Annotated in this window: 13 protein-coding genes; 11 read left to right on the forward strand and 2 right to left on the reverse strand. The window is 39.1% G+C overall.

Annotation, left to right across the window (positions count from 1 at the left end):
* The first annotated feature begins 473 nt into the window (after window positions 1-473).
* The 3 genes from I2E21_RS10305 (at window position 474) to I2E21_RS10315 (ending at window position 3,954) form a co-directional block, all read left to right on the forward strand.
* Entirely contained in the window at window positions 474-1,739 is a 1,266-nt protein-coding gene (locus I2E21_RS10305; RefSeq protein ID WP_022234593.1) for a cation:proton antiporter, read from the forward strand.
* 310 nt (window positions 1,740-2,049) lie between these two features.
* Window positions 2,050-3,621 carry a peptidoglycan-binding protein gene (locus I2E21_RS10310; protein WP_195411261.1) on the forward strand — a complete coding sequence of 524 codons (1,572 nt, stop codon included), beginning with the start codon at window positions 2,050-2,052 and terminating at the stop codon, window positions 3,619-3,621.
* Window positions 3,622-3,717: 96 nt separating this feature from the next.
* Window positions 3,718-3,954, forward strand: a complete 237-nt coding sequence (locus tag I2E21_RS10315; RefSeq protein WP_186936282.1) for a DUF896 domain-containing protein — start codon at window positions 3,718-3,720, stop codon at window positions 3,952-3,954.
* Between the two features lie 162 nt (window positions 3,955-4,116).
* Here the strand turns inward: I2E21_RS10315 and I2E21_RS10320 are convergent, their stop codons facing one another.
* Together I2E21_RS10320 and I2E21_RS10325 are read right to left on the reverse strand one after the other, a co-directional pair.
* Window positions 4,117-5,424, reverse strand: a complete 1,308-nt coding sequence (locus I2E21_RS10320) for a GTP-binding protein (RefSeq protein ID WP_195411262.1) — start codon at window positions 5,422-5,424, stop codon at window positions 4,117-4,119.
* 176 nt (window positions 5,425-5,600) lie between these two features.
* Complete coding sequence (locus tag I2E21_RS10325) at window positions 5,601-6,980, reverse strand: TrpB-like pyridoxal phosphate-dependent enzyme (RefSeq protein WP_195411263.1); 1,380 nt, start codon at window positions 6,978-6,980, stop codon at window positions 5,601-5,603.
* Window positions 6,981-7,193: 213 nt separating this feature from the next.
* Between I2E21_RS10325 and I2E21_RS10330 the strand changes: the two genes are divergently transcribed.
* From I2E21_RS10330 to I2E21_RS10365, 8 genes are all read left to right on the forward strand, one after another.
* The gene (locus tag I2E21_RS10330; protein WP_195411264.1) at window positions 7,194-8,120 is read left to right on the forward strand and encodes a substrate-binding domain-containing protein; all 927 of its coding nucleotides are present in this window, start codon (window positions 7,194-7,196) and stop codon (window positions 8,118-8,120) included.
* Window positions 8,117-8,986, forward strand: coding sequence for a phosphate ABC transporter permease subunit PstC (gene pstC / locus I2E21_RS10335; RefSeq protein WP_186936276.1), 870 nt, complete (start codon window positions 8,117-8,119; stop codon window positions 8,984-8,986). Before I2E21_RS10330 ends, pstC begins: the two co-directional genes overlap by 4 nt.
* Window positions 8,979-9,869: a phosphate ABC transporter permease PstA gene (pstA, locus tag I2E21_RS10340; RefSeq protein WP_178587398.1), complete on the forward strand. Its 891-nt coding sequence runs from the start codon at window positions 8,979-8,981 to the stop codon at window positions 9,867-9,869. Before pstC ends, pstA begins: the two co-directional genes overlap by 8 nt.
* 17 nt (window positions 9,870-9,886) lie before the next feature.
* The gene (gene pstB / locus I2E21_RS10345) at window positions 9,887-10,639 is read left to right on the forward strand and encodes a phosphate ABC transporter ATP-binding protein PstB (RefSeq protein WP_022234601.1); all 753 of its coding nucleotides are present in this window, start codon (window positions 9,887-9,889) and stop codon (window positions 10,637-10,639) included.
* Window positions 10,639-11,280 carry a phosphate signaling complex protein PhoU gene (gene phoU / locus I2E21_RS10350; protein WP_195411265.1) on the forward strand — a complete coding sequence of 214 codons (642 nt, stop codon included), beginning with the start codon at window positions 10,639-10,641 and terminating at the stop codon, window positions 11,278-11,280. Before pstB ends, phoU begins: the two co-directional genes overlap by 1 nt.
* Window positions 11,281-11,380: 100 nt before the next feature.
* Window positions 11,381-12,052, forward strand: coding sequence for a response regulator transcription factor (locus I2E21_RS10355; RefSeq protein WP_022234603.1), 672 nt, complete (start codon window positions 11,381-11,383; stop codon window positions 12,050-12,052).
* A 3-nt stretch (window positions 12,053-12,055) separates the two neighbouring features.
* Window positions 12,056-13,726, forward strand: coding sequence for an ATP-binding protein (locus I2E21_RS10360; protein WP_195411266.1), 1,671 nt, complete (start codon window positions 12,056-12,058; stop codon window positions 13,724-13,726).
* Window positions 13,727-13,918: 192 nt separating this feature from the next.
* On the forward strand, window positions 13,919-15,688 hold the full coding sequence (locus I2E21_RS10365; RefSeq protein WP_195411267.1) for a Na/Pi cotransporter family protein: 1,770 nt from the start codon (window positions 13,919-13,921) through the stop codon (window positions 15,686-15,688).
* Window positions 15,689-15,711: the final 23 nt, after the last annotated feature.

The raw sequence follows: 15,711 nt of genomic DNA on the forward strand, positions 1-15,711 counted from the left end.
ACTTATACTGGTACTGATTTTCTAATTTTCAGTAATACCATTTTAACATCTTTGTTAAATATTTGTCAATGTTTTTTTCGTTTTTTTTTCGCTTTTTGTTACTTTTATCGCATTACATAATAAATTAGTATTGAGGTATGCTGTATTCTTACATATTCGACAAAATAATAAGAAATTATTTCTAATTACAAATTAAGCATAAAGGCTTAAATACTTGAATGTCTTTAAAATGGTAATTTAAAATACCATAAAAAAACAACTAATTTTCTAAAATTTTAAAATCAATTATATATAGATAAAAAATACATAAATATTATAGATAAATGCTAAAAAATGTAAATAACAACAAAACTGTTGCTACTGTTAAGATATTAACAATACCGTCTTGAAATTTAAAGCAAAAGTGCTAAAATATATGGTGGAAAATTTTTAATATTTCCTATATTAATATGTATAGGGAGAAGGGGCGCACTATGGATTTAATGCTTATTCTAAGAAATCTTGCCATAATCCTTGTTGCTGCTAAGCTTTGCGGACTTCTTGCCCGTAAGCTCAAAGCACCGCAGGTTGTTGGCGAAATCATTGCCGGCCTTATTATCGGACCTTCACTGCTTAACCTTGTAGTTAAGGACGATTTTATTTCAGGTATGGCAGAAATCGGCGTAATTTTACTTATGTTCTCGGCAGGTTTGGGAACAGACCTTAAGGAACTTGTAAAAACAGGACCTGTTGCATTGTTGATTGCTTTGTCAGGTGTTGCTGTTCCTCTTGTAGGCGGTATGCTTGTTTATATGGGCTTTGGATTCGGTACTCCGGATACACGGCTTTACGAAGGCATATTTATGGGTACTGTTCTTGCGGCAACATCGGTTAGTATTACCGTACAGGCTCTTAAGGAAATGGGACATCTGAAAGGAAAGGTCGGCACAACGATACTTTCCGCTGCGATACTTGACGATATTATAGGTATTATTCTTCTTACCGTAGTTATCGGCTTCAAGAGCCCTGATGTTTCACCTGTTGATGTTTGCATCAAGACAATTCTTTTCTTTGTACTTGCAATTGTACTTGGTTTTGCACTTTACTTCCTCTTTAAATGGATCAGCAAGCACTGGCCTCATTCAAGAAGAATTCCGATTTTCGGACTTGTTCTTTGTTTTGCGGCAGCTTATTGTTCGGAAGAATTCTTTGGTATTGCCGATATTACAGGTGCTTATGTAGCAGGTATTATTCTTTGTAACATCAATGATGCGGGTTATATTGAAAGAAAAATGGACATCAGTTCATATATGATCTTCGGACCTATTTTCTTTGCAAGCATCGGTTTACAGACAAGTTTTGATAACTTTAATATGCAGATATTATGGTTCTCAATCGCTCTTGTTGCTGTAGCTCTTGTAACCAAAATTATCGGCTGTGGCGGTATGGCAAAAATTTGTAAGTTCAATATGACGGATTCGCTTAAAATCGGTGTAGGTATGATGAACCGCGGTGAGGTTGCTCTTATTGTTGCGCAAAAGGGACTTGACGCAGGTCTTATGGACGCTAAGTTCTTTACAGCTGTAATCATTCTCATTATTGTTTCTTCAATTCTTACTCCTATCCTTTTGAAGGTTCTCTATGCAAAGTGGCCTGACAAAAAAGACAGTGTAATTGAAAACGAAAGGAAACTTGCTCAGGAAGGTGTAGGTGCTACTTACAATATTTCTGACAATGATTTCAAACATGATGAAAAATAATTTAATTATTACAAATTCAGCCGTACTCGTCAGAGTGCGGCTTATTTGTTGCCTCGTGTTTAATAAATAATTATATTTACAATTATTTCAAAATGTTACAAAAATTTACTTGATTTGTAATCTAAATGTGAATTAAAATTCTGATATTGAATTATAATAGCGTTTTTATTGTGCTTTTTAACAAAAAAGGAGAGGGATGCTAAACTAGGGGTTGATTTTTTCTTGAATATCTGCTATAATTATTACAAATTTGTTAATAAGTGTAATTTTGATGTAATTATTACACCTGACACAATTTGGAGGTAATACAATGCAGCGAAGTAAGAAAATTGCTTCTGTGCTGTTGAGTGTAACAATGCTTTCGGGTGCGTGCGCAGTCGCAGGCAGTACTACAGCTCATGCATCAGGCACAGGTGCAGGTCTTGCAGAGTGGGCGCTCAATGCATATTACAGCGGTTGGAGCTATGTTTACGGCGGAGCTACTCCAGGTACCGTAGATTGTTCCGGTCTTATTTATTCCTATTGCGGAGGCAACGCAAGAGGCGGAGATTCACAGCTGTATGCATCAAGCGCAAGTGGATATGTCAGCAACGGTATTCCACGAATACACGGACTCGGTCTTCATATGGATGGTCATGTCGGTGTATATATCGGCGACGGTATGGCAGTTGACGCAAGAAACGATGACGAAGATGTATGCTATGACACCGTAGATTATATGGGGTGGACACAGTGGTACAAGGTAGGCGCTATTGACTACATAGAAAACGGTTGGGAAGAGTTCAACGGTGATTATTATTACTATGAAAACGGCGAATACATTGTAGATACATCAAGAACAATTGACGGCACTACATATTACTTTGATTCAAAGGGCAGATCAAGCAATACTCCGTCAGATCCGTCTTCTTCAAATTCTTCCGACAATTCTTCTTCAAGTTCAGACAACAACTCTTCAAACAACACGGTTGACGATTCTTCAACTGACAGCGACAACAGCAGTTCGACTGAAGAGGTAAAAGAAGAAACACCTACAGAGCCTGTTCTTTACAGAAACGGCGATGAGGGTGACGAAGTAACGAAGATTCAGGAAAGACTTAAGGAGCTTGGCTACTATGATGGCGAAGTAAACGGTAAGTTTGACGATGCAACAGAGGCAGCTTACATTCAGTTCCAGCAGGCAGCAGGAGTAGATGTTGACGGTATTTCAGGTACAGACAGAGATATTCTTTACTCGGAAGATTGTCCTACCTATGCCGATGTTCAGGCAAAACTTGCTGAACAGACACCTACATATCAGTTGGGCGATCAGAGTAACTCAGTTCTCACAATTCAGAACAGACTTGCTATTCTCGGTTTCTTTAATGAAATAGCTACCGGCTACTTCGGAGAAACTACAGTACATGCTGTTGAGGCATTCCAGCTTGCAAATAATCTTGAAGCTACAGGTATTGTGGATCAGGATACATATCAGGCAATGTTCTCGGCAACAGCACTTTCAAGCAACGGTTCCGCACTTGCTTCTACAGTAAGCTACACAGGTCCGTATGCAATGCCGCAGGTAGGTTCATCACAATTTGTTTTGCAGAATACACAAAATCAGGATTATACACATTCAGCCGCAGTTGTAGCGCAGGCTGCAAATAAGGTTACAAAGGCTGCACTTTCAAACACATCAGCCAATACACCTGCTATTATTTCAGCAGTTGTAAAGCGCAATCTTAATGTTGGTCTTTGGTTTGTAGTAGTTCTTGCTTTACTTTCGATTTTTGGCGGTGTATATATTATTAAAAATATTAAGGCTTCAAAAAAAGCCCGCCGTACAAGAGCGAGAAGCAAAAAAGCATATACAAGAGTAAAAACCGAGGCTCGTTACTGGTAAAAAATTAAGCCGTATCTTATGGTTGTCCATATGATACGGCTTTTGTATTGCAAAAAACTTTACAGTGTGGTATTATTAACATAGGAAGTGATTATTATGGATAAAGATTTAATTAAAAGAATAAATGAACTTGCAAAGAAAAAGAAAACACTCGGACTTAATGCCGAAGAACAGGCAGAACAGAAACAGCTTTATGCCGTGTATCTTGCCGAAATCAGAGATCAGTTTGATAATACTCTCGATAATGTAAGTATTAAACAGGAGGACGGTTCGGTTGTTCCGTTTAAATCCGCCGCCAAAAAGAAAACAAAAGAAGATAATAAATCAGAATAATTTATATTTTATATCAATAATTAAAAATTTAGATTCTATTCTAAATGCGGAATACTTTTTCAAAACAATCTTAACTGTGTGCTAAACTATAAATTAATTACAATTTTTGGTAAAAAAACAGGGTTGATTCTATTTTCTGAATCAACCCTGTAATTATTTTTATTAATCGTCAAGACAATTGTTAAGTCTTTCAATAATATTCTGCTTATCCATATGCTGACCGATAAATACAAGTTTGATTTCACGGTCGCCGTATTTTTCATCCCAATGCTCTTCAATATCAGGATACTCTTTAAAGTATTTCTTCTGCTCGCTCTTAGGGAATGCAGCAAGCCATTTGCCGTTTTCTGTAGCGGTAATCTGTACGCCTGCCTGCTCAAATACATAGAGGTAATCTCTCTTGTCTTTATCGGAGAACCAAAGAATACCCTTTGCACGAACAACGCCCTTTGGCCAATTGTTTACAAATTCCTGTAATTTTTCCTGATTGAACGGACGGCGGCTGTGGTACACAAAAGTACAGATACCGTACTCTTCATCATCGTCACCGTGGTGGTGATGGTGGCAACAGTGACCGTGCTCGTGGTCGCAGTGAGAGTGATCTTCGTCATCATGATGATGGTGATGCTCATGCTCGTCTTCATCGTGGTGATGATGCTCATGCTCGTCCTCGTCGTGGTGATGATGTTCGTGTTCATTCTCATCATGATCGTGATGTTCGTTTTTCTCGTCTTCGTCCTTATCGTAAGCCTGTGCCCAGCCTGCTGAACCTGCAGTTTCTTCAAAGTCATAAAGATTTGTATTGAGAATGTCGCCAACGCTTACCTTACCGTAGTTAGCCTCAATAATTTTAGCCTTTGGCTGAAGAGTTCTAATCATAGCCTTAACTCTGCCGAGCTGCTCCTCATTTACCATATCAACTTTGTTGAGAATGATAGTAGAACAGAACTCAATCTGCTGAATAACAAGGCTTTCAATGTCTTCTTCGTCAACATCGTCTTTAAGAAGATTGTCGCCGCAGCCAAACTCTGTAGCCATTCTGAGTGCGTCAACAACAGTTACAATGTTGTCAAGACGGCAGATAGCAGGAGTGCCTTCCTCTTCGTCACCCTCAAGTACAGCAATAGACTGTGCAATAGGTAGTGGCTCGCAGATACCGCTTGCCTCAATGAGAATATAATCAAATTTACCTGACTTTACAAGTTCTGCAATCTGATTGATAAGGTCAACCTTAAGTGTACAGCAAATACAGCCGTTTGAAAGCGGAACAAGGTTGTCATCTTTTTGAGTAACAACGCCTGCTTTCTGAATAAGCTCAGCGTCAATATTAACTTCGCCTATATCATTTACGATAACGGCACATTTGTAGCCCTCCTGATTGCCGAGGACATGGTTGATAAGTGTAGTTTTACCGGAACCAAGATAACCTGTAAGAAGTGTTACAGGAATTGGAAGCTTTGGTTTTGCCATATATGTCATTTCCTTTCAAGAATAATTTTCTACGAATGGAATAATAGCACAACAGAATTATTTTGTCAAGTAGTTACGAGTTAGTTATGACTAATTAAGTTGATATTTTTACAATTATTAATAAAAATTACTATAATAAAAAGGAGAGAGGAAAGCCTCTCTCCATAATAATTATATCAGTTTTCCGGAACATTCGGAAGACCGTCAAAGCCTTTCTGGAGTTCCTCGTCTGTCGGAATATAGTCGCTCATAAGACCGTCGTTAAACTTCTCATATGCAAGCATATCGAAGTAGCCTGTACCTGTAAGACCAAAGAGAATAGTTTTTTCTTCGCCTGTTTCTTTGCATTTGAGAGCCTCATTAATTGCAACTCTGATTGCATGGCTGCTTTCCGGAGCAGGGAGAATACCCTCAACTCTTGCAAATTGTTCTGCGGCAGCAAATACAGATGTCTGCTCAACAGAAGTAGCCTCCATAAGACCGTCGTGGTAAAGCTGTGAAAGTGTACTGCTCATACCGTGGTAACGAAGTCCGCCGGCATGGTTAGCGGACGGAATAAATCCGCTGCCGAGTGTGTACATCTTAGAGAGCGGGCAAACCTTGCCGGTATCGCAGAAGTCATATGCAAACTTACCTCTTGTCAAGCTTGGGCAAGATGCAGGTTCAACGGCAATAATTCTGTAATCAGCCTCACCTCTTAATTTTTCGCCTACGAACGGAGATATAAGACCGCCAAGGTTAGAACCGCCGCCGGCACAACCGATAATGATGTCAGGCTTAACATTGTATTTATCAAGAGCTTTTTTAGCCTCAAGACCGATAACCGACTGGTGAAGAAGTACCTGATTGAGCACACTGCCGAGTACATAACGGTATCCTTCTGTAGAAGTTGCAACTTCTACAGCCTCGGAAATTGCACAGCCAAGACTGCCTGTTGTGCCCGGGTGCTCCTTAAGAATTTTTCTGCCGACTGCAGTATCTGTAGACGGGGAAGGAGTAACACTTGCACCGTAAGTTCTCATAACTTCTCTTCTGAACGGCTTTTGTTCGTAAGATACTTTTACCATATATACCTTACAATCAAGACCAAAGTAAGAACAAGCCATTGAAAGGGCGGTACCCCACTGGCCTGCGCCTGTTTCTGTTGTAACGCCTTTAAGACCCTGCTTTTTAGCATAATAAGCCTGTGCGATGGCAGAGTTTAATTTATGACTGCCGCTTGTATTGTTACCCTCAAACTTATAGTAAATCTTAGCAGGAGTTCCGAGAGCTTTTTCAAGGAAATATGCTCTGATAAGCGGGGACGGACGGTACATTTTATAGAAATCCTGAATTTCCTGCGGAATATCTATGTATGCGTCTGTATCGTTAAGTTCCTGTGCTACGAGTTCTTTACAGAAAACAGGATAAAGCTCCTCTGCTGTCATTGGTTTTAATGTAGCAGGGTTAAGAAGAGGAGCAGGCTTGTTTTTCATATCTGCACGAACATTATACCATTGAGTAGGTATTTCACTTTCGTCAAGATAAATTTTATATGGAATCTTTGTATTTTCCATTGGTTTCAGCCTCCTAAATATCAATATTTATAATATTATAACATATTATTTGCCTCTTGTCATCACTTTTTATAGGAAATATTATTTCATAACATAATTAAAATAATTTTTTACGGGCATTTTACAAATAGGAGGTAAATAGCTTTACAAAAATTAACTAAACTAAGAGCGTACTCAAAAGAAGTACGATAATTATTTGAGGAGATTATATTTATGAAAAAAACAAGTACAAAATTATTATCGGTATTAGCAGCAGGCGTAATTATGGCAAGTGCATTTGCAGGCTGCGGCGGCAATTCATCATCAACAGCATCTGGCGACAACTCAAGCAATGCCAATTCATCAAACACAAGTGCTTTTGATACAAGCAAATCACTTTCTGTTATTACAAGAGAGCAGGGCTCCGGTACTCGTGATGCTTTCGTAGAGCTTACAGGTGTTCTTGTTAAAGACGGCGACACAAAGAAAGATACGACAAGAACAGATGCAGTTACAGTAAACGGTACTGAGGCTGTTATTACTAATGTAAAGGGCAATGACGCAGCAATCGGTTACATTTCACTCGGTTCACTCAACGACAGCGTTAAGGCTCTTAAGGTTGAAGATGTTGACGCAACAGCAGAGAATGTAAAGTCAGGCGAATATAAAATCAGCCGTCCGTTTAACATTGCATATAAGGGTGACTTAAGCGGTGTTGCTAAGGACTTTGTAGATTATATCTTAAGTTCAGACGGTCAGGCAGTAATTTCTAAAGAGGGTTATGTTCCGGTATCTGAAAATGCAGCATATGCAGGAACAAAGCCGGAGGGCAAAATTACAGTTGCAGGTTCTTCTTCGGTATCTCCTGTAATGGAAAAACTTATTGAGGCTTACAAGCAGATTAATACAAAGGCAGAAATCGAACTCCAGACATCAGACTCTTCGGCAGGTATGCAGTCTGCACTTGAGGGTACTTGTGACATCGGTATGGCATCAAGAGAGCTTAAGGATACAGAAACAGCTCTTGCATCAGCAACAATTGCAAAAGACGGTATTGCGGTAATCGTAAATACAAACAATACTACAGAAAATCTCACAATGGATCAGGTAAAAGCTATCTACACAGGTGAAGCTAAGGTTTGGAGCGATATAACTAAATGAGATTAAGCAATATTAAAGAAAGGGCTATGCAGGGAGTTTTCTTCCTGACAGCCCTTGCCAGCATAGCGGCGGTTGTGCTTATTTGTATTTTCCTTTTCTACAACGGTGTTCCGGCAATGGCAGAAATCGGACTTTTTAATTTTATAGGCGGCACAGAATGGGCACCGACAAATGTTCCTGCAAGCTACGGAATATTTACAATGATTATCGGCAGTATATATGTTACAGCCGGTGCGGTAGTAATCGGTGTGCCGATCGGAATTTTAACAGCGGTTTTCCTTGCTCGTTTTTGTCCGAAACCGTTATATAAGGTTATAAAACCCGCAACAGAATTACTCGCAGGTATTCCGTCAATCGTTTACGGCTTTTTCGGACTTATGGTAATTGTACCGTTTATCAGAGATAACTTTGACGTCGACGGTTCAAGTTTGCTTGCGGCGTCAATAGTGCTCGGAATTATGATTTTGCCTACAATTATAGGCGTTTCGGAGTCGGCAATCCGTGCGGTGCCCGAAAATTACTACGAGGGTGCATTGGCACTCGGTGCAACAAGAGAGAGAAGTGTGTTCAAAACAATGCTTCCTGCCGCAAAGTCGGGTATTCTTGCAGGTGTTGTGCTTGGCATAGGCAGAGCTATCGGCGAAACTATGGCGGTTATCCTGATTGCAGGCAACCAGGTGCAGATTCCTACATCACTTACGGACGGTGTAAGAACGCTTACAGCAAATATTGTACTTGAGATGGGTTACTCAACAGGACTTCACAGACAGGCACTTATAGCAACAGGTGTAGTTTTGTTTGTGTTCATATTAATTATTACACTTTCAATGCAGGCAATTAAGAGCAGGAGTGAAAAGAATGGCTGATAACAATGAAATAAAGGCAATCAATAAAACAGGATTTGCCCAAAGATTAAGAGAATATAAAAGAAAGCCGCTCTCACTTGTTTTGTTTATATTGGTTGTACTTGCAGCGGCAATATCAGTGCTTGCTCTGGTATTTTTAATTGTATATATTCTTGTAATGGGTGTTCCGCATATTACTCCGGAGCTGTTTGCATGGGAATATAACAGTGATAATGTATCCTGTATGCCTGCAATTATCAATACTGTTGTGGTAACTTTGCTTACCTTGGTAATTGCCGTACCGTTTGGCGTAGGTGCTGCGATTTACCTTGCTGAATATGCAAAAAGGGGCAACAAGTTTGTAAAACTTATCAGAACTATGGCAGAAACTCTTTCGGGTATTCCGTCGATTGTTTACGGTTTGTTCGGTATGCTATTCTTTGTAACTACTTTGCAGTGGCGACTTTCATTGCTTGCAGGTTCTTTTACACTTGCAATTATGGTATTACCGACAATTATGAGAACTACAGAGGAAGCTTTGCTTTCTGTTCCCGACTCGTACCGAGAGGGCAGTTACGGACTTGGCGCAGGCAAGCTGAGAACAATTATAAGAATAATTCTTCCGAGTGCAATGCCGGGTATTCTTGCAGGTATAATTCTTGCAGTCGGCAGAATAGTCGGAGAAACTGCGGCTCTTTTATATACATCGGGTTCGGCGTCGGGTCTTGCAAAAGGTCTTATGTCTTCGGGCAGAACGCTTGCTATTCATATGTATGTACTTGCAAATGAGGGATTGCATACAGATCAGGCTTGGGCAACAGCGGTTGTATTGCTTGTGCTTGTACTTTTAATAAATACGCTTTCGGCATTTATCGCCAAAAAGCTTACAAGTAAAAATAAGTAAGAGTGGAAGGAAAATAAATGGATAAGTTTACAATTAAGGATATGAACCTGTATTACGGCAAATTTCACGCATTAAAGTCTGTAAACTTTAATATGGAGGCAAACCGTATTACAGCTTTTATCGGCCCGTCGGGCTGCGGTAAATCAACGCTCCTGAAATCACTTAACAGAATGAATGATTTGGTTGAGGGTTGTAAAATTACAGGTGATATCCGTCTTGATAACGAGGATATTTACGGCAAAAATATGGATGTAAATGTTCTCAGAAAAAGAGTGGGTATGGTTTTTCAAAAAGCAAATCCATTTCCTATGAGCGTGTATGATAACATAGCTTTCGGTCCGAGAACACACGGTATAAGAAGCAGAAGAGAGCTTGACGAAATCGTAGAGCAGTCTTTGAAAGATGCCGCTATCTGGGATGAACTTAAGGACAGACTTAAGAAGAGCGCACTCGGTCTTTCGGGTGGTCAGCAGCAGCGTCTTTGCATTGCAAGAGCGCTTGCGGTAAAGCCTGAAGTTTTACTTATGGACGAGGCAACATCTGCACTTGACCCTATTTCCACAGGTAAAATCGAGGAACTTTGTATGAAGCTTAAAGATAAATATACCATTATTATGGTTACACATAATATGCAGCAGGCAATGAGAATTGCTGATAATACGGCATTCTTCCTGCTTGGCGAAATGATTGAATGCACTGATACGGCTACCTTGTTTTCTACTCCAAAGGATAAGCGTACAGAGGAATACATTACAGGAAGGTTCGGCTAATGAGAGAGTATTTTGATTTGGAATTAAAAGCACTGAACGATAAACTCATTGAAATGGGCGCTTTGGTTGAAGGTGCAATAAAAAATACGATAACCATTATTACAAACGGTGAATACGATAAACTTGAAACATCAAGAATTATTGAAGAAAAAATCAATACGATGGAGAGAGAAATACAAAACTATTGTTTAAATCTCCTCCTTTTACAGTCGCCTGTTGCAGGTGACTTAAGAACGGTATCTGCGGCTCTTAAGATGATTACCGACCTTGAAAGAATCGGCGATCAGGCTATTGACATTGCGGAAATGTCAACTTATTTGAAAGACTGCGAAAATATTTATTCAATGACTCATCTTTCTGAAATGGCAGAGCGTTCTTCAAATATGGTAACAACGGCTATTGACGCTTTTGTTAAAAAAGACTTGAAACTTGCAAAGACCGTAGCTACTATGGACGACGCAATTGATGACCTTTTCAATAAGGTAAAACAAGAGGTTATCGATATTATAAACGCAAACAAAGAACTTGATCAGCAGGCTATAGATGTTTTGCTTATTGCAAAGTATTTTGAAAAAATCGGCGACCATGCGGAAAATATCGGCGAATGGGTAGTTTTTTCAATTACAGGAAAGACAGTATAACCTTTGATGATTTTTGTTGCAAATCAAGACTATTGTGATATAATTAGGTTTAAGGCGGAAGTATGTCTGCCTTAAATCTATATCGGGGAGTTAGAATTATATGTTAATTTATATTGTAGAAGACGATACAGACATCAGGGAGCTTGAAACCTACGCACTGAAAAACAGCGGTTATGAGGTTAAAAGCTTTGGAGAAAGCAAGAGCTTTTTTAAAGCGTGTGCGGAAATAAAGCCGCAGCTTGTTATTCTTGATGTAATGCTTCCCGATTTTGACGGATTGTCTGTACTTGAAAAATTAAGAAAAGACAAGTCTACAAAAAATATTCCGGTTATTCTTGTTACCGCAAAGTCAAGTGAGATGGATAAGGTAAAAGGACTTGATATGGGTGCCGACGATTACCTTACAAAGCCGTTCTCCGTACTTGAACTTATTTCAAGAGTAAGGGCGATTTTAAGACGCTGTACGGTAGAAGAAAAGCCCGAAACCGTGGAACTTGGCGGAATTGTTCTTGACGATTCAAAGCATATTGTAACTTCAAACGGAGAACAGTGCAGCCTTACATATAAGGAGTACGAATTGCTCAAATACCTGCTTAACAATAAAGGTATGGCACTCACAAGAGAGAACATTATTATTAATGTTTGGGGTTACGATTTCGAGGGAGAGAGCCGTACGGTTGATATGCACATTACAACTCTAAGACAAAAACTCGGAGAATGCGGCAATCTTATTAAAACCGTGCGTAATGTAGGATACAAGGCAGGAGAATGATAAATGAAACTAAGAAAAATTCTTTTAAAAAGATTTATAATCACCGCTGGTGTATCCATTCTTTTGACGGCTGTTTTTTCAACAGCCGCTTTCTGGTTTATTTTTTCTTCTTCGGAAAAAACAACATTAAAAGATTATGCAAATATAGCCGCAAATCTTTATAATAAAAACAGCAGCTATGAATTGCTGCACGATTTAAGTTCATCACGAATAAGAGTTACATTGCTCGACGGCAACGGAAATGTTCTTTTGGAAAGCGATGACGGCGTTGATGTTACAAAAATGGGAAATCACTCCAATCGTCCCGAATTTATAAATGCAATGAAAAACGGATACGGCGATGACAGCAGAAAATCAGAAACACTCGGCAATGTTACATATTATTATGCTGTAAAAACTTCAAACGGAAATGTTTTGCGATTGTCTGAAACTATGGAAAACGGCTACTCCATTTTTATGCACCTTGTTCCGATTTTGTTTGCCGTAATAATTATTGTATTTATTCTTTGCTGTGTGCTTTCAAAAAGGTCAACGAAAAAAATTATTGCGCCTATAGAAAATCTCGAAAGCAATGTTGACGGCAATCAATATGAAGAATTAAGTTCAATTTCCCGCACCATTTCAAGTCAGCAAAAGCAGATTAACAAGCAGGTTTCACGCTTACAGCTTGAAAAAGACAGAATAGACACGCTTATTCAAAATATGTCCGAGGGCTTTATAATGCTTGATATGGATAAGAATATGCTTATGTGTAATCATTCCGCTTCAAAATATCTCGGCACGGATTCAGAGGGCACTGTTGGCGAAAGTCTTATTTCATTTTCACGCAATGAGGTTTTGTGCGAATGTGTTGACAAGGCTTTCAGCGGTGAACGCAGCAGTAATGAAGGCAATATAAACGGCAGAGTATTGCAGATAATTGCAAGTCCGGTGTATTCCAACAGCGAACAAAAAGGTGTAATCTGTCTTATAATTGATATTTCGGCTAAACGAAAAGCCGAAAAAATGAGGCGTGAATTTACCGCAAATGTTACCCACGAGTTAAAAACTCCGCTCACTTCAATTTCGGGTTATGCGGAAATTATAGAAAGCGGAATTGTTGCACCCGAAGATATAGAAAGATTTGCAGGAAAAATTCATAAGGAATCGGGCAGACTGCTTTCACTTATAGGCGATATTATCGAGCTTTCGGAGCTTGACGAAAATACAAGACCCGTAAATTACGATAAGGTCGATTTGTCGGGACTTTCAAGAGAGGTAGCGGAAGATTTACATACAAATGCAAATAAACACGAGGTTGTCATTAAAGTTAATGCGGAAGATAAAATTTTAATAAACGGCAATCGTAACCAACTTTATGAACTTGTTTATAACCTTTGTGACAATGCGATAAGATATAACCGCAAGGGCGGAAATGTTACCGTTACTGTTAAAAAAGAGGACGAAAACGCCGTTCTCAGTGTTGCGGATACGGGAATCGGTATTCCGTTAAAACATCAAAAACGAGTTTTTGAGCGCTTTTACAGAGTTGACAAAAGCCGTTCTAAAGAAACCGGCGGTACAGGTCTTGGACTTGCAATTGTAAAACATATTGCCGAAAGACATGACGGTACTATTACATTAAAGAGTAATGAAAACGGTACGGTATTTACATTTAAAGTAAAAGCATTGTAAAAATTATAAAATGTACTTTTAGCAAAATTAAATATTAATATTTAATATTACGGCTGCGTCTTGTTTAAGTCTTACTTATAAACAGGGCGCAGTTGTTGTTGTGTAAAAAACTTTACATAGATTTTACAAATGCAAAATAAAACTTTGACTTAATACTAATATCATTACAAAGGAAAAGGAGAGTTTAGGGATATGGATATTTTTTCGATACTTCAGCTGCTGAGCGGTCTTGCCCTCTTTTTGTATGGTATGAATACAATGGGTGACGGCCTTGAAAAATTCTCGGGCGGTAAACTTGAAAAAACTCTTGAAAAAATGACTAACAATACTTTCAAGGGATTTTTGCTCGGTGCAGCCGTTACAGCTGTTATACAGTCATCATCCGCTACTACGGTTATGGTAGTCGGCTTTGTAAACTCCGGTATTATGAAGCTAAGACAGGCAATAGGAATTATTATGGGTGCTAATGTCGGCACAACAGTTACAGCGTGGATTTTAAGCCTCTCGGGTATTGAGGGCGACAGCGTATTTATGCAACTGCTTAAACCGACATCTTTTTCTGCTGTTTTCGCTTTTATAGGCATAATTCTTATTATGTTTACAAAGAGCGACAGTAAGAAAAACCTTGCGTCTATTTTTTTGGGATTTGCAATTTTAATGTTCGGTATGGATTCTATGAGTTCTGCGGTAGCACCTCTTTCTGACAATCCTAACTTTGCAAATCTTCTTACAGTCTTTAATAACCCTGTATTCGGTATTATTGCAGGTGCATTACTCACAGCAATTATCCAGAGTTCAAGCGCATCGGTCGGAATATTGCAGGCACTTTCAAAAACAGGTGCGATTACATACTCAATGGCAATTCCGATTGTAATGGGTCAGAATATAGGTACTTGCGTAACTGCCTTGATTTCTTGTATAGGTGCAAAGAAAAACGCTAAGCGTGCTGCTTTGGTACACCTTTATTTTAATATTATAGGTACACTTGTAATTTGTGCGCTGTTTTACGGTTCAAATTTAATATTCCAATACGGATTCCTGGACGATGTGGTTGCCGAGGCAAATATCGCTGTTATCCATACAGCATTTAACATTGCAGCAACAGCTATGTTACTTCCTTTTACACGCCAGCTTGAAAAACTCGCTTGCCTTACAATTAAGGATACGGAAGAAGAAAGTGAAACACCATTCCTCGACGAGCGTTTCCTCAACACACCTTCACTTGCAACAGACCGTGCTTTAAATGTTACGGAAAAAATGGCAAGACTTTCGGAGGGTACACTTCTCGGCGCACTTGAAATGGTTGGTAATTATAACGAAAAAGCGGCTGACACCCTTTCTGAAAACGAAGACACAATTGATATGTACGAAGATGTAATTTCGACATATCTTGTAAAACTAAGTCAGAAAAATCTTTCTGAAAACGACAGTAAAAGTGTTCAGAGAGTTTTGCACGGTATAGGTGATTTCGAGAGAATCAGCGACCACGCAATGAATATTGTCGGTGCCGCAAAAGAAATTGAGGAGAAAAAAGCGGTTTTCTCCGAAGGGGCTATGGCGGGTCTTAATGTTATGATGGACGCTATAAAAGAGATTATAAATAATGCAACGCTTGCATTTATCAATAACGATGTAAAACTTGCGGCGAAAGTTGAACCTCTTGAACAGGTTATTGACCGCATCAGAGATAAACTTAAAGAGGCTCATGTTAAGCGTCTTACAAACGGCGAATGTACAATAGAACTCGGATTTATTTTCTCTGACCTTATTACAAGTATGGAAAGAGTTTCCGACCATTGTTCAAACATTGCGGTCGGTGTTATTGAAATCAACAACAACGGCTACGATGCACACGAATATTTGCACGAGCTTAAAAATTCCGATGATATTCAGTACAACGCAGACTATAAGGAATACAAGAAAAAATATGCACTCCCTGCATCCGCTCTTGTTAAAAAATAATCACTTTACCCACAGCCAAAAGC

Source organism: Ruminococcus sp. BSD2780120874_150323_B10 (assembly GCF_015553695.1).
GTDB lineage: Bacteria > Bacillota > Clostridia > Oscillospirales > Acutalibacteraceae > Ruminococcoides > Ruminococcoides intestinale_A.